General features: G+C 72.0%; 17 protein-coding genes and 2 pseudogenes (1 of these 19 running past the window's edge). 10 read left to right on the top strand and 9 right to left on the bottom strand.

The genetic code is table 11. The features are described 5' to 3' along the window. Positions 1-180: 180 nt before the first annotated feature. The 3 genes from DGO_RS03760 to DGO_RS03750 are packed head-to-tail and all read left to right on the top strand — an operon-like array spanning position 181 to position 3409. Complete coding sequence (locus DGO_RS03760; RefSeq protein WP_043800969.1) at positions 181-1389, top strand: hypothetical protein; 1209 nt, start codon at positions 181-183, stop codon at positions 1387-1389. Continuing rightward, on the top strand, positions 1386-2186 hold the full coding sequence (locus DGO_RS03755) for an IclR family transcriptional regulator (RefSeq protein ID WP_014684154.1): 801 nt from the start codon (positions 1386-1388) through the stop codon (positions 2184-2186). The genes DGO_RS03760 and DGO_RS03755 overlap by 4 nt, the downstream gene beginning before the upstream one ends. Further along, on the top strand, positions 2183-3409 hold the full coding sequence (locus tag DGO_RS03750; RefSeq protein WP_014684153.1) for a M24 family metallopeptidase: 1227 nt from the start codon (positions 2183-2185) through the stop codon (positions 3407-3409). Before DGO_RS03755 ends, DGO_RS03750 begins: the two co-directional genes overlap by 4 nt. An 85-nt stretch (positions 3410-3494) precedes the next feature. Here the strand turns inward: DGO_RS03750 and DGO_RS20965 are convergent, their stop codons facing one another. Continuing rightward, positions 3495-3899, bottom strand: coding sequence for a hypothetical protein (locus tag DGO_RS20965; protein WP_145975241.1), 405 nt, complete (start codon positions 3897-3899; stop codon positions 3495-3497). A 92-nt stretch (positions 3900-3991) separates the two neighbouring features. Then, positions 3992-4705, bottom strand: a complete 714-nt coding sequence (locus DGO_RS03735; protein WP_014684151.1) for a Dps family protein — start codon at positions 4703-4705, stop codon at positions 3992-3994. Positions 4706-4917: 212 nt separating this feature from the next. Here DGO_RS03735 and DGO_RS03730 point away from each other — a divergent pair, with 212 nt between their 5' ends. The 5 genes from DGO_RS03730 (at position 4918) to DGO_RS24170 (ending at position 9748) form a co-directional block, all read left to right on the top strand. Continuing rightward, entirely contained in the window at positions 4918-5577 is a 660-nt protein-coding gene (locus tag DGO_RS03730; protein WP_014684150.1) for a response regulator transcription factor, read from the top strand. After that, positions 5574-6878 (top strand): sensor histidine kinase, encoded by a 1305-nt coding sequence (locus DGO_RS03725; protein ID WP_014684149.1) that lies wholly within the window; start codon positions 5574-5576, stop codon positions 6876-6878. The genes DGO_RS03730 and DGO_RS03725 overlap by 4 nt, the downstream gene beginning before the upstream one ends. A gap of 87 nt (positions 6879-6965) precedes the next feature. Continuing rightward, on the top strand, positions 6966-7514 hold the full coding sequence (locus DGO_RS03720; RefSeq protein ID WP_014684148.1) for a VIT1/CCC1 transporter family protein: 549 nt from the start codon (positions 6966-6968) through the stop codon (positions 7512-7514). Positions 7515-7567: 53 nt separating this feature from the next. Then, positions 7568-8521, top strand: a complete 954-nt coding sequence (locus tag DGO_RS03715) for an FAD:protein FMN transferase (protein ID WP_169330994.1) — start codon at positions 7568-7570, stop codon at positions 8519-8521. A 48-nt stretch (positions 8522-8569) separates the two neighbouring features. Continuing rightward, positions 8570-9748: a PepSY-associated TM helix domain-containing protein gene (locus tag DGO_RS24170; RefSeq protein ID WP_226991434.1), complete on the top strand. Its 1179-nt coding sequence runs from the start codon at positions 8570-8572 to the stop codon at positions 9746-9748. Between the two features lie 423 nt (positions 9749-10171). Here the strand turns inward: DGO_RS24170 and DGO_RS24800 are convergent. The 3 genes and pseudogenes from DGO_RS24800 to DGO_RS24165 form a co-directional block, all read right to left on the bottom strand. After that, positions 10172-10810 (bottom strand): annotated as a pseudogene (locus tag DGO_RS24800) (glycosyltransferase family 2 protein); the annotation flags it as partial. A 55-nt stretch (positions 10811-10865) separates the two neighbouring features. Next, positions 10866-11855 carry a 3-oxoacyl-ACP synthase III family protein gene (locus tag DGO_RS03695; RefSeq protein ID WP_014684145.1) on the bottom strand — a complete coding sequence of 330 codons (990 nt, stop codon included), beginning with the start codon at positions 11853-11855 and terminating at the stop codon, positions 10866-10868. A gap of 88 nt (positions 11856-11943) precedes the next feature. Continuing rightward, positions 11944-12777, bottom strand: a complete 834-nt coding sequence (locus DGO_RS24165) for a hypothetical protein (RefSeq protein WP_226991433.1) — start codon at positions 12775-12777, stop codon at positions 11944-11946. A 62-nt stretch (positions 12778-12839) separates the two neighbouring features. Between DGO_RS24165 and DGO_RS24160 the strand changes: the two genes are divergently transcribed. Next, a complete protein-coding gene (locus tag DGO_RS24160) occupies positions 12840-13130 on the top strand; it encodes a hypothetical protein (RefSeq protein WP_226991432.1) in 291 nt (96 codons plus the stop codon). A 147-nt stretch (positions 13131-13277) separates the two neighbouring features. Here DGO_RS24160 and DGO_RS03685 read toward each other — a convergent pair whose 3' ends face one another. From DGO_RS03685 to DGO_RS03675, 3 genes are read right to left on the bottom strand one after another with little or no spacing between them, the layout of a single operon-like run. Next, positions 13278-14138, bottom strand: coding sequence for an MBL fold metallo-hydrolase (locus DGO_RS03685; RefSeq protein ID WP_043800960.1), 861 nt, complete (start codon positions 14136-14138; stop codon positions 13278-13280). Next, complete coding sequence (locus DGO_RS03680; RefSeq protein ID WP_043803103.1) at positions 14135-15094, bottom strand: NAD-dependent epimerase/dehydratase family protein; 960 nt, start codon at positions 15092-15094, stop codon at positions 14135-14137. The genes DGO_RS03685 and DGO_RS03680 overlap by 4 nt, the downstream gene beginning before the upstream one ends. Positions 15095-15154: 60 nt before the next feature. Continuing rightward, entirely contained in the window at positions 15155-17215 is a 2061-nt protein-coding gene (locus tag DGO_RS03675) for a hypothetical protein (protein ID WP_014684141.1), read from the bottom strand. A gap of 316 nt (positions 17216-17531) precedes the next feature. On the opposite strand from DGO_RS03675, the gene DGO_RS24155 reads away from it, so the two are divergent. Beyond that, positions 17532-18629, top strand: a complete 1098-nt coding sequence (locus DGO_RS24155) for a BMP family lipoprotein (RefSeq protein ID WP_043800959.1) — start codon at positions 17532-17534, stop codon at positions 18627-18629. Between the two features lie 1872 nt (positions 18630-20501). Here DGO_RS24155 and DGO_RS25010 read toward each other — a convergent pair. Next, a pseudogene (locus DGO_RS25010) lies at positions 20502-20593 on the bottom strand (BTAD domain-containing putative transcriptional regulator) (its annotated part continues 697 nt past the right edge of the window); the annotation flags it as partial.

Below are 20593 nucleotides of genomic sequence, written 5' to 3'. Positions count from 1 at the left end.
TGCTGACACGGCCTTTTTCTGGAACGACTTGTAATGCTTGGCACCGAGTGTGAGCCGTAGGTCAGGGCAAAGTCAAGCCACGAAGCGAGAAATATTCCACCTTTTGGAACAGCCTGCCTAGATAGGTATTCCGTCATGTGGAATCAGGCCCTACGATGGAGACTCCAAAGGAGAACCCATATGACGATGCCTACGCCTCAGGATCACGATCTCGGCCGCCGTCTTACCGCCCTGACCACCGGAATGGATCAGCTCGAGCGCCGCCTGTCCCGCGGACACGGCGTGCTGGACAGCGAAGGTCTGGTGCCCATCTATCTCGGTGACCACCTGGTCGCCCCCGAAGCCTTCGAGGACTGGGACGCCGTTCAGCACACCATCAGCGAACTCGAACGCGACGCGGCGCAGCTGCCTGCCGGGCCGCGCCGCGTCTTCCTGGAGGACATGTTCCGTTCGCTGCGTACCGCCGCGCGCCTGTTCGAGGGCGAGGAACTGAGCTTCAAGGAAAAGCTCGAAGGCCTCATCGGTATTCCGGCGCAGCCCATTCCCACCGACCAGATCGAGGACATGAAACTCGACATCGACCGGGTGCTGAGGCGCGCGGGCTACGAACACGGCAGCGTGGCCGAGCGGGTGGCGCGCTGGGAAACCGAGCAGGCCATCGCCCCGGACGGGCTGGAGGCCGAGTTCGTGCGGCTCATGGCCGACGCCCAGGCCCGCACCGACGCGCTGATCTACCCCACCGGCGACTACCAGATGCGCCTGAACACCCTGCGGGGCGTGCCCTTCACGGCGCGCTGCAACTTCAACGAGGGCCAGATGGACCTCAACGTGGACCTGAGCTTCACCCGCGCCGCCCTCAAGCACCTGGTCGCGCACGAGGTCTTTCCCGGTCACTCGACGCAGCTCCTCCTGACCCGCGACTGGGCCGAGCAGGGGCGCAGCACGGCCGACGTGTTGCTGTGTACGACCAACGCGGTCACCGGCTGCGTGCAGGAAGGGATCGGGGACCAGGGGGTCCACCTGATCGACTGGATCGAGGACGACGGCGACCTGCTGCACCGCGCCCTGCGCCGGCTGCGCAGCGCCACGGCCACGAGCGCCGCCTGGTACCAGATGGGCGAGAACTGGCCCGAGGCGCGGGTTATCGCGTACCTCGAGGAGCACAGCTACGGCCAGCGCCCCTGGATCGAGGGCCGGGTGCGGTTCGCCAGCTATCCCTTCCGGGGACCCTTCATCGGGTCTTACTGGTTCGGGGACGAGGCGGTGCGCGAGGTCCGCGAGCGTACCGGTCCCGAGGACCGGCGGGCTTTCATCGACTATCTTTACGGTCAGATGCACTCGCCCAGGAGCCTGCTCATGTTCAGTCCCCGGAGCTCCGTCAGCGCATGAGCGAGAACGTGCAAAGTGTCGAGCGCGCGCTCGACATGGTCGGCACCCTCGTCGCGGCCCACCGGCCCCTGAGCGTCGCGGAGCTGTCGCAGCGCATGCAGCTCGCTCCCAGCACCATCCACCGCATTCTCCAGACCCTGCTCGCCAAGGGCTATGTCCACCAGGACCCCGTCAACAAGCGCTACGACATCGGCCCCGAGATCGTGGAGATCTCGCGCTCGCTGTACCTGCGCTACGACCTCGTGCGCCGGGTGCGCCCCTACCTCCAGGAACTCGTGGACGCGACGGGCGAGACGGCGCATCTGGCCGAGCTGTACGGCACGGCCGCCATGTACCTCAGCCAGCTCGAACCCCTGACCATGATGCGCATGTTCACCACGCCGGGCAGCGTCACGCCGCTGACCTGTTCGGATGTGGGCAAGCTGTTCCTGGCCGACCTGCCGGGCAGCAGCGTGGAGATGATCGTCCAGAAGGTCGGCTTCATCGCCCGGACCCCGCACACCATCGTGAGCTGGGAGCGCCTTCAGGACGAACTGCGGGTCGTGCGCGAGCAGGGCTACGCCGAGGACGACGAGGAGCGGGAACTGGGGGTCCGCTGCCTGTCGGCGCCGCTGCTCAACGGGGCGGGCAAGGTCATCGCGGCCCTCGGCGTGGCGGGGCCGTCGGGCCGCCTGACCCGCGAGCGCGTCCCCGAGCTGAGCCAGAGGATCCGGGTCATCGCCCAGCGCGCCGCCCACGACCTCATGCTCGCCCCGGCCCAGGTGCCCGAGTTCGTTCCGGAGGTGCGGCTCTCATGACCAGGACTCTCCCGACCGGGTCGCCGGCCCCGCTCGACCTGACCGCGCAGGACTACCGCGACCGGCGCGGCCGCCTGGCCCTCACCTTGCAGGAGCGGGGCTACGGCGCGATGGTGGTGTTCGGGCCGGCGCGCGTGTCCTACCTCACCGGCTTCTATTTCGCCGCCACCGAGCGCCCGGTCGCGGCCATCGTGTCGGACACGGGCGACGGCACGCTGTTCGTGCCCGCCCTGGAGGCCGACCATGTCCGCCAGCAGTGCCCGGACCTCGGGGACCCGGTCACGTATCCGGAATATCCCGGGGGCGGCAGCGGCGAACACCCCCTGCTGACCCTGGGGCGGGAGCTGCGGCGCAGGTTTCCGCGTGCCCGCGCCCTGGCCGCCGACCTGGGCGGCTACGAGTCGCGCTGGGGCTACCGGGGCCCCCGGCTGGAGGAGGCTGCCGGCCTGCCTGTCCACGAACACCTGGAATTCGTGGACGACGCGCGGGCCATCAAGAGTCCGGCCGAGATCGCCCTGATCCGCGAGGCGTGCCACTGGGGAGACTACGCGCACGGTCTCATGCAGCAGGCCCTGGAAATCGGCAGCGACGAGATGCTCGTGTCGCACGAGACCAGCCTGCGGGCCACGCGCGACATGCTGGCCGCCCTGGGGTCCCGCTACGTGCCCAAGGCGCGCGAGGGCCTGCCCGCCAATACCATGTTCATCCGGGGGCGCAACACCGCCAACCCGCACGGCCTGCACCAGACCGGCGGCGTCCAGGCCGGCGACATTCTCGTGACCGGGGCCTACGGGGTGGTCGGCGGCTACGAGAGCGAGCTGGAGCGCACGATGTTCGTCGGGGAGCCCACCCCGGAACAGGCGCGGTGGTTCGGCGCCATGCTGGCGGCCCAGGATGCGGGCATGGCGGCCCTGAAGCCCGGTCGCCCCTGTCACGAGGTCGAGCAGGAGGTCCGGGCGGTACTGGAAGCCCATGGGGCAATGCCCTACGTGCGGCACCACACGGGGCACGCCTTCGGCATGGAAGGCCACGAGCATCCTTTCCTCGACCTCGACGACCCGACCGAAATTCGGCCCGGCATGATCTTCTCGATCGAACCGGGCATCTATGTGCCGGGGCTGGGGGGCTTCCGCCACTCCGATACCCTGGTCGTGACCGAGACGGGGGCCGAGCGCCTCAGCCTCTACCCCCGCGACCTCCAGAGCCTCACGGTCCCTGTGTAGGAGCACCGGAAGAGCCCGGCAGGGGGCGAGGGCCAGTACACTTCGGCCCTGCCCCCTGTCCGTCTGTGCGTTCTGGACCCGGCTCTTATGCCCGCCGGACAGCGGGCACGTCTCCGGCCCGGCGCAGGGCGAGCGCGGCGACCACCAGGAAGGCCACCTCCGCGATCAGGGCGACGATGCCGGCCGGCTCGGCCCAGTTGCCCACGTCGTCCCGGGCCCCCGGCAGCCCCACGGTGCGGGTCAGCACATAGAAGATGATCGCCCCGGCCGAGATGACCGAGCCCAGCACGTACCCGGCCCGCCACAGGTTCGACAGCAGCCAGGCCCCGGCCGCCGCGCAGCCGGCCACGAGCAGGATGTACAGCCAGCCCATGTAGGGGGTCTCCCCCAGCTTTTCAGGAATGTCCCGGAAATGAATCCAGCCGGTCACGGTGAGCAGGGCGAGCGCCAGCACAGGGGCCGACGCCAGTGGACGGGCAGTCTGGGACACCAGGATTCTCCATTCCCGGAACAGGGGGTCCGGGGCCCGGAACGGCGAAGGGGAACGCGGCCACGTTCGCGTTCCCGGGTCCTCGCCTGGGGTTACTTGCCGCGCAGGGGCACGGGCCGGCCGTTGTTGAGGTCAGCGCCGGTGTTGGGATCGGTCGGCGTGTTCTGGAGGAAAGCGCGCATCTGCCACTGGTACTTCTCGATGGCGTGCTCGACTTCCTGAAGCAGATTGGCCGTCGTCGGGTCCACCTTCTCGACGTCGCCGATGCGCTGGTAGATGCGCTGGCCGACCGTCTCGTACTGGTAGGTCAGGAAGGAGATGACCTGCGCGTCGTCGAGGAAGCCGCCGGGAATCTCGGGCAGGCGCGACGCCGCGACGATCGTGATCGCCCGGCCGTCGCTCGACGCCCCGACCGCGAGCTGCCGCTCGGCCACGTCGTCGGCGTACTTGCTGATGCCCTCGTAGTGGTCCTGAAGCAGTTCGTGCAGGGTGTACCACAGGGTCCCGGAGACGTTCCAGTGGGCCTGCTTGGTCTGGAGCTGCAGCGCCTGGAGTTCGGTCAGGGTGTTCTGGAGGGCCGCGACGCTCTTGTTGAGGTCGGTGGTACCGGAGCTGGGCAGCGTGGTCGCGCGGTTGTAGGGCAGGGGCGAGGCCGTACCAGTGCTCTGGGCACTGGCCTGACCGCTGGTCGAGGCTGCCGCGTTGACGTTGGTCGAGGGCACGCCCATGCCGGCGCTTTGGGCGCCCGCGCCGCCGGCGAGGGCCGTACCGAGGAGGAGGGCCGAGGTCAGGATGATGTTCTTCATAGAGTCTCCAGGAAGCTGAGGACGTGCGCCGAGGTCAGGAGCCGGGCGCGCGGGCTTCTGACCCGAACGGTAGAGAGGCTGTGTTAGACGGGTGCAAGAACTTCCGGCCGGTAAAGGGCGCATAAATGAACGCTGTCCGCTTGCCTGGGGGCGGCCCCCTAGCATGGGCGACATGACTGCGCTTCCCACCTTTTCCGGACGGCTTTAAGGCCGTGCGCCTGCTGTTGGTCGAGGACGACCGCCGGATCGCGCTGCCGACCTCCCACGCCCTGACGGACGCCGGACACGAGGTCCAGTGGGAATCCGACGGCGCGCGCGGGCTGGCAAGCGCCCAGGCAGGCGGGTTCGACGCCCTGCTGCTCGACGTCATGCTGCCGGGCCTGAGCGGGTTCGAGGTCGCGCGGCAGCTGCGGGCCACGGGGGCCGAGCTGCCCATCGTGTTCCTGACGGCGCGCGGCGCGCTGTGCGACCGCGTCGAGGGCCTGGACCTGGGCGGCGACGCCTATCTGGTCAAACCCTTCGAACTGCCCGAGCTGCTGGCGGTCCTGCGGGCCATCGTGCGGCGGGGAGCGGCGGTGCGCAGCGCCCGGATCGAATTCGCGGGGGGCCAGGGGCTGCTCGACGTGGCCTCGCGCCACCTGCTGTGGCAAGGGCAGCCCGTCGGCCTGACGGGCCGCGAATACGCCCTGCTGGAGGCGCTGGTGCTGTCGCGCGAGCGGTGGTTTACCCGGGAGGAACTGCTGCGGCGCGTCTGGGGACCGGAATTCGCGGGCGAGATGCGTGTGGTCGACGTCTACGTGAGCTACCTGCGGCGCAAGCTGGCCCCCGAGGCCGTGCAGAGCCTGCGGGGCCTGGGCTACCGCGCGCCGTGACCATCCGCACCCGGCTGGCCCTGGGCGTGGCGCTCCAGACCGCCATCGTCGTCCTGGTCGTGGCCGCCGTGCAGTTTCTCGCCCTGCGCTCCTTTCTGGTCACGGCCGAGTACCAGCGCCTCACGACGCTGCTGCCCGTGCTGGCCCAGGAGGTCGGCCGCAGCCGCCCCGCCCCCGGCGACCCGCCGCTGCCCATCACCGCGCTGCCGCGGAACGTGGACGCGCGGGTCGTGCTGGGCGGCCGGGTGGTCGCGGTCACGGAGGAGTTTCCGGGCCTGCCCACCGACCTGCCCACCGGCTACACGCCGCGCTCCAACCATCAGGTGCTCGTCGCGCCCGTCTCGGTCGGCGGGCAGCTGGCCCAGGCGCAGATCGCCAGCGACGTTCTGGGCATCGTCGACCCGCTCCAGGCCTACCTGCGCGCCCTGGCCGTGACCGTTCCGGCGGCGGCGGCCCTCGTCGCCTTCCTCAGTTTCCTGCTGGCGGGACGGCTGCTGCGTCCCCTGGCCCGGCTTCAGGAGGCGGCGGCGCGGCTGGAACAGGGCCGCAACCTGCGCCGCCCCCTGCCCGGCGTGGAGCGCAACGACGAACTCGGCCGCCTGGCCGGAACCCTCCAGGCCTCCTTCGCGCAGCTCGCCGAGGTCCGCGAACGCGAGGAGGAATTCACGCGGGCGGCGGCCCACGACCTGCGTTCGCCGCTCGCGGCCCTCAAGATCCGCCTTCAGGGATCGCTGAGCGGGCGGCGCGACCCGGCCGAGCTGAGACACGACATGCGCGAGGCCCTGGTGGATGTCGACCGGATGCAGCGCCTGACCGAACATCTGCTGCTGCTGGCGCGCGGCACGCAGCCGGTGCGGCGCATTCCGGTGGACCTGGCCCGCCTGACCGGCGAGACCGTGGACCGGGCGCGCGAGACGGCCCCCGACATCAAGCTCGACTTCAGGACCTCGGGCGAGACCACGCTGCCGGGCGACGAGGTGCTGCTGACCCGCCTGGTCGAGAACCTGATCGGCAACGCCCTGCACCATGGCCGGGGAGCCGACGTGAGCGCCGAGGTCACGGGCGGCCCCGCCGAGGTGCGCCTCGTGGTGCGCGACACCGGCCCCGGCGTCCCCGAGTCCCAGCTGCCCTACCTGACCCAGGCCTTCTATCAGGTCGACCAGACCCGGAGCGACGAGGGCAACGGTCTGGGCCTCGCCATCGTGCAGCGGGCGGCCGAGCTGCACGGCGGCGGGGTCCGGTTCGGCGCCAACCGCCCGACCGGGCTCGTGGTCACGGTCACGCTGCCCCGGTCCCCCTGAGCCCCTTCCTCCCCGGACCTCATTTCCGAGTATTCGGGTCTGTCTACCTTGTTGAGAATCATTCTCAACAGTGATACACAGGAGGGCATGACGACTCCCCTGCCGCAACCCCAGACCCAGGACGCTGCCGAGGGACAGGCCATGCCCCCTGTGCCCGGCGAACATACGTTCGTGCTCCAGAAGGTGCAGCCCGCACTGCTGGGGCTCATGGACGGGTCGGTCAGCACCCTCGCCCCCATCTTCGCGGTGGCGGGCCTGACCGGCAAACCCATCGACGCCTTTTTCGTCGGCCTCGCCGCCAGCGTCGGCGCCGGCATCAGCATGGGCCTCGCCGAGGCCCTCAGCGACGACGGCGTGGTGTCGGGACGCGGCGCTCCCCTCGCCCGCGGCGTCATCACCGGCCTCGCCACCGTCTTGGGCGGCATGCTCCACACCCTCCCCTTCCTCATTCCGGACCTGCGTACGGCCCTCACGCTGGCCTACGCGGTCGTCGTCGTCGAGCTGCTGCTCATCGCCCTGATCCGCTGGAAGTACATGCGCAGTCCCCTGCCCCAGACCATCCTTCAGGTCATCGTCGGCGGCGCCGTCGTCTTCGCCGTCGGCGTCTGGCTCGGCCGCCTCGGCTCGGCCGGATAGATCACGCACACTTCCTTCGTCAAACATTGACACAGGCCCGCCATACTTCCGCCGTGCTTCGGTTGCCCCCCCTGTTCCGGAGGTCCTATCACCTCCATACCACCTACGAACGCCTGCTGGGCACGCAGGTGGAGGTGCAGATCACGGCGCGGGGGCGCGCACAGGCACAGGCGGCCGAGGGCCGCGCCCTGGCGGAACTCGAACGGCTGAGCGCCCTGTTCAACCGCTTCGATCCCGAAAGTGAGCTGAGCCGCTGGACCCGCCGCCCGGAGGAGGCCGTGCGCCTCAGTCCGGAGCTGAACGCGGTCCTGACCCTGGCCGAGACCTGGCGGGTCCGGACCGGCAACGCCTTTCATGCGGGCGCGGACGCGCTGGGGGCCATGTGGCAGGAGGCGAGCCGCAGCGGCCACCCGCCGCAGGCCGCCGAACTCGACCGCGTCGTGGCCGCCCTGCGTCAGGCCCCCTGGAGCCAGCACGGCGACGGCACGGCGACCCTCCACACCCGTTCTCCACTGGGCCTCAATGCGCTGGCCAAGGGCTTCATCGTCGACCGCATGGTCGAGGAGGCGGCCGCCCAGCCGGGGGTGGGGACCGTCCTCGTGAACGCGGGAGGAGACCTGCGGGCGTCCGGCCCGGCGGGCGTGCTGGTCGCCGTCGCCGATCCCCAGACCCGGCGCGACGACGCCCCCGCCCTGACCCGGGTCCGGGTGCGCGGCGCGGCGCTGGCGACCAGCGGCCAGGCCCACCGGGGCTACGACGTGGGCGGCCAGCACCACTCGCACGTTCTGGACCCCAGGACGGGCCGGCCGGTGGCCGACGTGCCGGGCGTCACGGTCCTGGCCCCCGACTGCGTGACCGCCGACGCCCTCGCCACCGCCCTGAGCGTTCTGGGCCCCGGCCCCGGCCTGGACCTGATCGCCACCCTTCCGCAGACCGCCGCCCTGATCTTCACGGCAGACGGAGAACTGCGCCGCAGCGCCACCTGGCCTGCCGATCCGCCGTTTTAACCCCCGCTCAACACTTGACGCGCATCTTCCCTTCAGGAGACCACAGCCATGACCCAGCCCGAAACCCGCCGCAGCTTCATCACCAAACTCGCCGCCGCCACGGCCGCCCTCGTCTCTGCCCGCCTGCTGCCCGGCAACCTGGCCGCCGCCGCCACCTCCGGCAAGCCCTGGGCGACCGGCATGGCCCTCAACATCCAGTTCACGGTGGCGACCCAGGCCACCGGCCGGGTCAAGCGCCCTTACGTCGCCGTCTGGATCGAAGATTCGGCGGGCAAGACGGTCCGGAACCTGACGGTCTGGGTGTCGCAGGGCCGCCAGAATCCCCGCTGGCTGGCCGAACTGCGCCGCTGGACCCGCGACAACGGCGACCTCGTCTCGACCGTCAGCAGCGCCACCCGCAATCCCGGTTCCTACGCCGTCGCCTGGGACGGCAAGAGTGACAAGGGCGCGGCGCTGCCCCAGGGCGACTACTACGTGTGCCTGGAAACGGCCCGCGAGCACGGTCCCTACAGTCTCGTGCGCGAGCCAGCTGACGGTGGGCGCGAGCACGCTTCAAGAAGACGCTCGGGACCAACAACGACATCGAGGCCGCCAGTGTCAGTTTCGGCAAGGCCTGAGCCCAGGCCCGCAGGCCGCAGGCGCAGCGCGAAGGCCCAGTGGAACGTCTGGCTCCGCTGGGTCCATACCTACACCAGCATGATCAGCCTGCTCATCGTCCTGTTCTTCTCGGTCAGCGGCATTACCCTGAACCATCCCGAGTGGACGCTGGGCATCCAGGAGGTCAAGCGCACCGTGTCGGGCACGCTGTCGCCGGGCTGGACCGACCAGGGCAAGGTCAACTGGCTGGCCGTCGCCGAGCAGCTGCGGGCCGACCAGGGCCTCAAGGGCCGCGCCGGCAACACCACGGTCAACGGGGGCGAGGCCGACATCAGCTTCCTGGCCCCGGGCTACAGCGCCGACGCCTTCATCGACGTCAAGACCGGGAAGTACACGGTCAACGTGCTGGAGCAGGGCAGTCTGGCCGTCTTCAACGACCTGCACCGGGGCCGCGACGCGGGGACGGGCTGGCGCTGGGCCATCGACCTGAGCGGCCTCGCCCTCACCCTCATTTCCCTGACCGGTATCGGCATCCTGCTGTTCCTGAAAAAGACCCGTCGCCCGGCCCTGACGGTGATGGGCATCGGCCTCGTGCTGACGGTCGCGCTCGCCGTCCACGCCGCCGGCTGAGGCCGCGAGTACCCGGCCCGCTTCCTCAGCGCGCCGGGTACTCGCGGCCCTTCCAGCGCACGGTGCGGCGCAGGGCCAGGGCGTAGCGGGCAGCGCCAGCAGCGGCGTGAGCGGCCCGAGCAGCCCCTCGGCGAGGTCGGGCACGCGGCGCCGGCCGGAGACGAGGTTCACGAGCGCACGCTCCGACAGGCCCGCCACCCGCAGCGCCCAGACCCCCGGGGACGCGGGCCGCAGCCAGGGCAGCGTGTAGGCGAGCAGGTGCCACAGCCCCAGCCCCAGCAGCAGGGCGCGCGAGTCGAGATGCACGCCCAGCGCGTTCTTGCCGAAGCCGCCCAGCGACTCGCGGTAGCTCCGGTACATCGTGACCTCCACGCAGCCCTGCCCCAGCGCGGGCACGACCCGGCCCCCGGCCGCCTTGAGGCGGCGGGCCAGTTGCGTGTCCTCCAGAAGCTCGGCGCGCACGGCCGCGTGCCCGCCGGCCCGCCGGTACGCCGCGCGCCGGACGGCCATGAGCTGCCCGTTGGCGACCGTGGCGAGCGGCCAACGCGTGCGCAGCAGCGGATACGGCAGCCAGCCGAGTACGGCGGCGTCCACCAGCGGCGTCCGCAGCCGCGCGCCGGGGGTCAGGCCGGTGTGGCGGGGCAGGACGGTCAGCAGGTCGGCCCCGCTGTCCTCCAGGGCACGCAGCACGGCCCCCAGCGCGCCGGGCCTCCAGAACACGTCGGCGTCGGTAAAGATCAGGAGGTCGCCGCGCGCCGCCCCGGCCAGCTGCTCACAAGCCCAGGACTTGCCCACCCAGCCGGGGGGCAGGGGCGCGCCGCGCAGCACCCGCGCGCCCAGCCCGGCCGCCAGCCGCGCCGTGTCGTCGGCCGAGTGGTCGTCGAGGACCAGCACCTCGCCCGCCCCCTGCGCGAGTACGCCCGGCAGGGTGTGGGGCAGCGTCCGGGCCTCGTCGCGCGCCGGAATGAGGATGGAGACGCGCGCGGCCTCCGGCGGCGTGGGCCGGGGCCGCAGCCGGGGAAAGGCGGCGGCGTTGAGCAGCAGGTTGGCCGCCTTGCCCACGAAAAAGGCCCCGACCCCCAGCAGATAGAGCCGTTCCCGGCTGCGCCGCCTCACCTCAGACCCGCAGGATCAGGCCGCCCACACTCAGGCCGGCGCCGGTGCCCGCGAGCAGGAGGGTCTGGGGACCGGCGCCGCGGGTCAGGGCGCGGTGCAGCGTGAGGGGCAGGCTGGCGGCGACCACGTTGCCCAGGGTCGCCAGGGTGGTTTCGGTCCGCTCGGCGGGCCAGCCCGAGCGGCGCATAAGTTCCAGCCCCGCCGCGCTCGCCTGGTGCGGCACCACCCGGTCGATGCCCGGCAGGCCGGTACTCAGGCCGGGACGCAGCCGTTCCAGCACCTCGGGGACGACCTGCGCGGCCAGCCGCAGCACGCGCCGCCCCTGCATGTCGAAGGTGAAGGCCAGCGGGTCGGCGTCCGGATGTCCCGGCGGCAAGAGGCTTCCCCCGCCCCGGATACGGGTGTGGTCGGCCCCCTCGGGGTAGGTCTCGAAACGCATGGCCTGCACGCCCTCCCCCGTGCCTTCCCGGGCGCGGCCCACGAGCACGGCGGCGGCTCCGTCCCCGATGAGCAGCGCGCTCTCGGGCTGGGCGAAATTCAGGCCCAGACTGCCCGCCTCGCTGCTCACGATCAGGATGTGCCGGGCCTGCCCCGCGTGCAGCAGCAGCGCCGCGTGGTGCAGGGCGAGCAGGAAACTCAGGCAGGTGCCGTGCAGGCTGTAGGCGGCGGCCCCGCGCAGCCCCAGTTCGCGCGCCAGCAGCGCCGCGCCGTCGGGAATGGGCTGGAGCTGGCTGCCGCTGGCATTGAGCAGCACGTCCACCTCGCCGGGCTCCAGACCCGCCGTGTCCAGTGCCCGCCGCGCCGCCTGCGCCCCCAGCGAGAGGGCCGTCTCGCCCTCCGAGAGCCAGCGCCGCTCGCGCACGCCGCTGCGGGCCTGCGCCACCTCGGGGTCCACGCCGCAGCGCGCGGCGACCTCCGCGGTCGGAACCACCCGGCGCGGCAGGGCCTCGGCGGTGGCGAGGACGCGCAGGCCCAGCGACGCCGCACTCATGCGGTCCCGGGGCCGCGCTGGCCCCCCTCCGGTTGCGGCGCAGCGAACAATTTCGCTGCGCCCAGATGCCCAGTGCCCATTCGGTCGGTCATGAGGCTCCTCCGCCCTCATCCTGCCACGTCCGCACCACCCGGCGGCGCTTGGTTCCGGCAGCGCGGGGCGGCAGGGGCTTGAAGGCCAGTTCGGGCTCGGCGGCTCCGCTGCGGGCCAGCGCGCGGCGCAGCTCGGCGGCGGCGGCGGCGCGGACCTCCGGCCCGTCGGGGTCCAGGGCCAGGGCCAGGGTGCGCGGGCCGGTCTGTTCGGCGCGGTACTCGCGCAGCCCGGGCACACGGTCCAGCGCCCCGCGCAGAAAGTCGGGCCACACGGTGACCTGCCCCCCCGCACGCGCCGGCAGCCGCAGCGCGTCGTCCTGCCGCCCGGCGATGTGGGCCACGCGCCGCGCCGCCAGCCCGCAGGGGCAGGGCGTGTCCAGCACGAGCACGTCGTCGAGTCGGTGGCGGATCAGCGGCTGGACCCGGCGGCGCAGGTCGGTGACCACCGGGCGCACCCGGCCGTTCCCCAGGTCCTCGAAATCGAAGTGGACGTGGGCTTCGTTGAGATGCAGCGACCCGTGCGCGCAGGGCAGGCCCAGCAGCCCCTCGGTCGCCTGATAGACCTCGGTGACCGGCCCGAAGCCGGCGCTCAGGGCGCGGCGGTCGTCCGGGTCGAGCACCTCGGCCACACTCACCACGCGCTCGGGACGGGCGAGGGCGCCGGCCTCCAGGAGCGCCCGCAGCACGCTGGGCGGCCCCACGAGCAGCGTCGGGGCCAGTGCGGTCAACTCGCGCGCCAGCTCGGGCACCGGGCGCAGCAGGTCCAGAAAATGGAAGCTCAGGTGCCGCCCCTGCACGCTGCGGTACAGTCCGCCCTCGGCGCGCAGCACGAAGGCCACCCGCGCGGGGCGCAGCAGCCCCAGCGGCCAGGCGCGGCAGCAGCCGGCGCAGCATGACCCCCGCCCAGGCCAGGCGCTCGGCGCGCCCCACCACGAAGACCCCGCGCGTGCCGCTCGTGCCGGTCGAGAGCCCCACCGTGAAGCGCCCGGCAGGGGTCACGACTTCGGGCGAGAAGTCGCGGCTCTCCTCGGCGCGCAGGGCCGCGCGGCGCACCTCCTCCAGGTGCAGCCCCGCCGTGTTCAGCGTGTCGAAGTGGGCGATCATCTCGGCCTTGCCGACCGGGGGCAGCTCGCGCCACGCGCGCAGCGGCAGCCCCGCCTCCAGAAAACGGCTCGCCGTATAGGGGCTGTGGGCGGCCACCCAGCGCAGATGCTCATGGGCCTGCCGCGCCGCGTACCGCTCCAGGGCGGCGCGCTCACGGAACAGCAGGCGGCCTTCGCGCAGGGCGTGGGCCAGGACCACCAGGCGGTCGGGCAACGCGGCCAGGAGGTCAGGCACGCGCGTCCCCCGGTGGTTCGGGAATGTCGTGGCTCACGATCACACGCGCGTGGGGATGGGCGGCGAGCCACGCGCGGACCTTCGCCCGGCTCGCCTGCTCGCCGCGCACGTCCCAGAAAGCGGCGCGGGCCAGCGGGTGCGGCTCGCCGCCGTGTCGCAGCGCCCGGACGTGGTAGGCCACGTCGCCCGCCAGCAGGGTCCAGCCCCGCCCCCCTGGCCCGGCCACACCGGTGCGCACCAGCAGCGCCACCATGCCCGGGGCGTGGCCCGGCACCGGCAGGGCGTAGACCAGCCTGTCCCCGAACACGTCGGCGGCCTGGGTAAAGGGGGCGAGGTCCGGGGGCGCGGGGGCGAACGTGAGGGGCGAGAGGCGGGAGGCGAAGTCGGGCGGCAGCAGCTCGGGCAGGAAGGCGCGGCGCACCGCCCGCAGGCCACGCAGGGACCTCAACGGCGCGTAGGCCTGCGGGTCGAGCAGAAAGCGCGCCCGGGGCAGCTCGCGCAGCGCCCCCACATGGTCGGCGTGCAGGTGCGAGACGATCACCTCGCGGATGTCGCCGGGCGTCAGGCCCAGACGGGCGAGGTGCGCGGGGAGGGTCTGGGCGGCGGGCAGGCGCACCGGGGTCACCAGCCCGTACAGCACGCCCGGCCAGCGCCGCATGGCCGCCGGCACCGCCGCGCCGTAACCGGTATCGAACAGCACCGGTCCCCGCCGGGGGTGGCGCAGCAGCGCGAAGCCCGCCGGGTAGGCCCGCAGCCGCCAGGGCGCCCCGCGCTCGGTCAGGGCGGCGACGTTCAGGCAGGACCCGGCGGCCAGGGGCAGCACGTCCACGCGCCCGTCCGGCGGCCCGGTCACGGCAACCGCCGCAGCACGTCGTCCAGCCCGGCTTCCGGGCGCACCAGGGGCGCGTACCCCAGGCGGGTGCGGGCGCGGGTCAGGTCCAGCGACATGGAGCGGGTCAGCAGGCGCACTCCACTGGCGGTCAGGGGCGGCTCGGGGCGCTGCGGGTGCAGCCGCGCCAGGGTTTCGAGCGCCAGGGCCGCCCCCTCCAGCAGCGCCGGGGGCACGTAGCGCTGGGGCCGGGGCACCTCCAGGCGGTCGGCGAGACGGTCCAGGGTCGCCCACAGCGGCACCGCCTCGCCGTCGGTGACGTTGAACAGCCCCGGCACCGGGCGGTCTAGGGCCAGCGCGGCGGCGTGGGCGGCGTTGTCCACATGCGTCAGCTCGGTCCAGACCTCCGTGCGGGTCAGGCGCGGCAGCCGCCCCGACCGCAGCGCCCGCGTGAGACGCGGCAGCAGCGTCGTGTCGCCCGGGCCGTACAGGCCACGCGGCCGCAACACCACTGCCGCCGGGTGAGCGAGGCGCACGGCCTCCTCGGCCAGATACTTGCTGCGGGCGTACAGGCTGTCGAAACGGGGGCCGACCGGCAGACTCTCGGGCACCTGGACGTGATGGCCGGTCGCGTTGTAGACACTGGGCGTGCTGACATGCACGAGCACCAACCCCCGGCGCGCGCAGGCCCGGGCCAGCCGGGTACTGACGGTCACGTTGTCGGCCACGAAGTCCTCCCAACGGCCCCAGAGGGTCGAGCGGGCGGCGGCGTGGACCACGGCGTCCACACCGCCGAGCAGCCCCTCCCACTCGGCCGGGCGGCGCAGCTCGGCCGACATGAACTTCACGCCCGAGGCCCGCAGCCGCTCACCCGCCGCCGGATCGCGGCCGGTACCGGTCACGGCGTGGCCGCCCTGCACCAGCCGCCGCGCGACTACGCCGCCGAGGAACCCGGTCGCGCCCGTCACCAGAACCCGCATGGCCGGCAGCATAGAGTATCCGGCCAGGGAACCCCGGCGCAGGTGTGCCCGGATTCTGGCCTATCCGGCCCGGAGCAGCAGGCCCGCGACCACCTGAAGGTCGCGCGTCAGGGTCCCGGTGCGCTCGAAGTGGCGATAGGCGCGCGGCACCTGCGCGGCGGGCCATTCCACATCCTGCCGGGTCAGAGACGACCGGAGGTGGGGCAGGTCCAGCTCGCCGAACAGCCGGGACAGGGCGGCGGCGTAACCGGCGGGCGTGCGCGGCTCCGGGGCCACGCGTCCCGACGCGGGCACCTGCCCCTTGGCGAAGCGGTAGAGCCGCAGCGCCCCCTGCACCTGCGCGACCTGCTCGGCGGTCAGTTCCTTCTGGCCCTGGCGCACCGCCTGCGCGGTCCGGCGGCGGTGCTCGGCGGGCACCAGCTCGGCCAGCCCCAGGCCCCACCCCGCCTTGATCTCGGCCCACTGCGCCTCGAGGGGCCGCAGGCTGGGGTGGAGCGGTCCTTCGGTGGGGGCGGGCTGTGCGGCCGACTCCGGCGCGGCCACCACCGGTGAGGCGGCGGCTTTCGGAGCGGCTGCCTTGGTCGCCTTCGGGGGCTTCGGGGCCTTGGCCTTGGCCGGCTGAGCCACGGGTTCGGCGGCCTGGGGCTGGCCGCGCGGTTCACGGCCCTTCTTGACCGCCTTCTTGGCCGGAGCCTTGAGCGCCTGCCCCTTGACGGCCTTCGCGGCCCGTTTGGCGCGGGGGCGGCCAGCAGGCGCGGCCAGCACGCGGCCCAGCAGTGCGGGCAGGTCGGCCACCCCGCCCCCCTGATAGTGCGTCCAGTCGTCGCCTGCCAGGGCCAGCCACTCGTCCTGACGCGCCGGGTCCAGCACGTCGAGCGCCCGGGTGAACTGTCCGCTCTGGCCCAGGTGCATCGCCAGCAGGGTCAGGAAGTGCCGGGGCGTGCGGTAGGCCGACAGGGGCTGCGGGTGGACGAGCGACTGGAGCAGCAGACACAGCGCGGCGTAGTCGTCGGCGCGGATCCGCCCGTCCTGAAAGGTCGCCTGGAGGCGCAACCACAGGTCGGTGGGAGCGGCGGCGCGCAGACCGGCATACCAGGTCTGGGCCTCGCGCAACTGGGGGTCCTGGCGCACGTCGAGCATCTCCAGGCCGCTGGCGGGGTCGATGACCCGCTCGGTGCGCGCGGGGGCCGGGGCAGGACGCTCGGGGGCGGCGACAGGCTCGGCCGGGCCCAGTTCCTGAAGGCGGGCCTGCACCGCCGGGTCACGGCCCAGCTCCTGCAGGAGCGCGAGGTCCTCCAGGCGAAAGGGCTTGCGGTCGCGGATCGTCTCGGTCAGGAAGGCGCGGGTACGGGCCGGCAATTCCAGTCCGGACGACACTTCGGCCCAGTGCCGCACGATCTGGGCCACGCGGCTGCGTCCCAGGTAGGCCTCCCAGTCGGCAGCGTTCAGGCGGCCCCCTTCCAGGCGGGTGCGGCGGGTCAGCGGGGCGGCGGGTGGGGGCGGCGGGGCCGGGGCCGTCTCCCCGAACTCGGGCGGGGCCTCGCGCTCGCGGGTCAGTTCCGCAAGCTGCCGCAGCGCGGGCCGGGTCAGGGGCCGCTCCTTGTCCCACAGGTCGTCCAGCAGGGTCCGCAGTTCGGGGGGCAGGCCGCCGCTGCCTGCGAGGGCCGTCAGCACCCAGTCGAAGCCCTGCGCGCGCATGTAGCTGCGCCAGTTGTCGGCCTCGGCCAGCAGGCGGGCCTGCTCGCGCGCCTCCTCGCGGGCCTGATGCGCGCCCACCTGATCGGTCAGGCGGCTGCCGATGCGGCGTCCCTCGTCCTGACCCAGGACGGCGGTCAGCAGGCAGGAACTGCCCAGCGGCCCCAGGACTTCCCCGCTGAGGGAGGTCACGTGGAACTCGTAGCGCAGGCCGTGGCCCGAGCCCGGCGGGCAGGCCACGCAGGCGAGGCCGGGTTGCGGCGCGCCGTGGTCGGTCACGGACAGGCCGGTATAGAGGTCGAAGAAGACTGGGTCCGGCTGACCGGGCACCTGGACGAAAGGGTGGGCCGCGCCCAGGGCGACGAGACGTTCCTGCACCTCATCGAGAATACGGCGGGCGGCCGGCACATCGGCGAGAAGATACATAGTGCGCCCACCAGTGTACGGTGTTTTGGAGCAGCCGGGGCGCGCGCACCTTCCAATCGCATGGTCGCGGGGGCCGGCCGCCCCTATCCGGGTCAGGGCCAGGTCAGCTCCGTCCTGATGCATTTATCTTGTCCGGCCTGTGACAACGCCGCAATCACTTTTTTCTCATCCTATGTGCCGGACGCAGGTGCGTCCGCCGCTTCCGCGCGCTGTTCTGTCTTTTTCTTCTCTCTGTGCGGCCAGTTCTGGCCGCAGGGCGAGCGCAGGCCCGCACCGGGCCGCCGCCGCCCGACCTTTTCATCTCCGAGGATTTCTGATGCGCAACATGATCATGCTCGCCCTTGCCGTGACCACCTCGCTCGCCGCCGCGCAGACCGTGCGCGTGGGGATGGCCTACGACACCGGCGGCAAGGCCGACAAGAGCTTCAACCAGAGCGCCTACGAAGGGGCCAGCCGCGCCGCCAAGCAGCTCGGTATCCAGACCAAGGACTTCGAGCCCAGCAGCGCAGTGCCCAATATTCAGGGCGTGCGCGCCTTCGCCAAGGACGGCACCAAGCTCACCATCGGCGTGGGCTTCGCCAACAACGAGAGCGTCACCACCGTCGCCAAGGAAAACCCGAACCTGTACTTCGGCCTGATCGACGACGTGTCCGCCGCCAAGAACGTCGCCAGCCTCGTGTTCAACGAGGAGCAGGGCAGCTACCTCGTCGGCTACCTCGCCGGCATGAACAGCTCCACCGGCGTCGTCGGCTTCGTCGGCGGCATGGACATCCCCCTCATCCACAAGTTCGAGGCGGGTTACACCGCCGGCGTCAAGGCCGCCAACCCCAAGGCGCGTGTCGTCGCGCAGTATGTCGGCACCACGCCCGCCGCCTGGAACAACCCTGCCAAGGCCAGAGACATCGCCTCGTCGCTGAAGGCGCGCGGCGCGGACATCATCTTCGCGGCGGCCGGCGGGTCGGGCAGCGGCGTGGTGGACTACGTGCGCCAGACGCAGTGCCTCAAGGCCGCCCAGCTGCCCTCGGGCGTGAACTTCTCCAGCGACAACTTCAAGAACGTCGCCAAGAGCGCCGGATACAAGACCGCCTGTACGGGGGAAACGCGTCCGATGTTCTTCATCGGGGTAGACAGCAACCAGAACTACCTGGGCGACTTCGACAAGAATCCCGGCACCCTGAACCACGGCCTGACCAGCATGCTCAAGCGCGTGGACAACGCCGTCTATGCCCTGATCCGGGACGTGAAGGCGGGCAAGTTCAAGGGCGGCGAGCGCCGCTTCGGCCTCAAGGAGGGCGGCGTGGGCTACGCGGTCGACGAATACAACCGCTCGCTCATCAGCAGCGAACAGGTCCTCAAGGTCGAGGCCGCGAAGGTCCAGATCATGAGCGGCGCCATCAAGGTCCCCACCAAGTAAACCCTGGCTTCTGCGGCGGAGCCGGGCAGGGAACGGCTGTCCCCTGCCCGGCTCCCCTTCCTCAGGGCGCAGCGCGGCCCGGTTTCTCCTGGTCCCCCGCACGGCGGTCTGCTCGGGCGAAGCCACCTCGGGGAACTTGGCCTTCAGGAAGTCCAGTGCGGCTTCCAGCGCCTCCTCGGGCGCACTGGCCCAGGCGGGGAAACCGACCGGGCCGACCAGCGTGGTCGCGCGTTCGAGGTAGGTCTGGACCTGCTGCCGGATATCCGCACGCATCTTGAAGCCGGTCGCTTCCTCCAGTTCGAGGGCAGCGGTCGCCAGTTCGGCCGCCCAGCGGTACTCCCGGAGTTCCAGGGCCAGCTCGGCGAGGTCCTTGAGTATGACCATCCGGCCCCCCAGGTTACCGATCTGGAAGAACAGCCCGATCGACCGGTAGAACTGCGCGGCGGCTTCGGCCAGCCGACCCTCGTCCTGAAGCCCCTTGCCGATGTTGAAATAGCTCACGGCGCAGCCCTGGAGGTCACCGATCTGTTCTTTGAGGCGCAGGCTCTCGGCCAAGAGCGCCTTGTCCTCGTCAGGGTCGCCGCAGACGTTCGCGATGTTGCCCAGCGCGTAGGCCACGCCCTGAATGTCGCCGACCTGCCGCTTGAGGTCGAGGCTGCGCTCGAAGGACCGCCGGGCGGCCGGTCTGTCGCCCTCGTAGGCCTGGAGGATACCCAGATCGTTGTAGGTCGTCGAAAGACCCTGAAGGTCGGAGATCTCCTCTTGCAGCGCCATGGCCTGCGCGAATTCCTCATGTGCCCGCCCATATTCCCCGAGGTCGCGCGCGAGGATCCCCTGCATGAGCAGGACGGAAGCCTGGCCCTCGCGGTCTCCGAGGGCGCGGTAGGCCTCCAGCGCGGCCCCGTAGCGCCGGGCCGCCGGAGACTTGAGGCCCCGGTCGCGGTCCAGCCCCCCGGCGCAGCGCAGCGCGAGAGCGTAGGCGGGCGACCGGGTCAGCTCAGGCCGGGCCTGGGCCTGCTCCAGAAACAGGTCGAGCCAGCCCAGGCCTTCCCGGAACAGACCACGTACGTACCAGAACCAGTGCAGCGCCCCCGCGAGCCGCAGGCCCAGGTCGGTCGCCCCGGTCCGCAGGGCGTGGTCCAGGGCACTGCGCAGATCCGGATAGACGAGGGCCAGCGTCCCCAGCATCTGGGCCTGCTCGCGGCCCCGGAGCTGGGGCGCGGCTTCCTCGGCCACAGTCAGAAAATGCCGCAGATGCCAGTCGAGCCGCTGCGGCAGGGCGTCTCCCAGCTGCTCCAGCGCGTAGGCCCGCAGGCTCTCGTGCCAGGAGTACCGGCCGTCGTAGCCCTCATTCAGCAGCGAGCGTTGTTCGAGAAACTGCACGTCGGCCACCGAGGCCCCGGCCCCCTGCGCGTCCACCAGCGTAAAGGGCGCGCGGAAGACTGCCAAGGCGGGGTAGATGCGGCGCAGCGCCCCGGGCAGCGCACGCCACGACTGCTCGAAGACTGCCCGCAGGGACTGGTGCCGGCCGGGGATGTCCCGAAGGGGAGTCTGGAGGGCGTCCCAGCTCTCTCCCAGGCGGCGCAGCACCTCGCCCAGCGGATACTCGGCCACCAGACCGGCGGCCATCTCGATGGCGAGGGGGCTGCCCTCGCAGCGCTCGACGATGCGGGCGACGGTCTGGGCCTGACCCTGGACATCAAAGGTGAGGTCGGCGCGGCGCGCCCGCTCAGCGAACAGCTGGGCCGCGCTGTCGGCCTGGGCCTCCGCCGAGCGGTGGTCCAGCTCACCCAGGCGGCCCAGCTTCAGCACCCGTTCCGCCTGAAAGGCGAGGCGCTGCCGTGAGGTGACCAGCAGCCGCACCTGCGGGCAGGCCTCCAGCAGGGCAGGCAGCAGCTCGGCCGCCTCCAGCAGATGCTCGAAATTGTCCAGCACCAGCAGCACCGAGCGGGGAGCCAGTGCCC

Origin of the sequence: Deinococcus gobiensis I-0 (assembly GCF_000252445.1) — a bacterium.
In the GTDB taxonomy this organism is placed as follows: Bacteria; Deinococcota; Deinococci; order Deinococcales; family Deinococcaceae; genus Deinococcus; species Deinococcus gobiensis.
The sequence above is the reverse complement of the archived record's forward strand: the minus strand, read 5'-3'. Positions and strand labels throughout refer to the sequence as shown.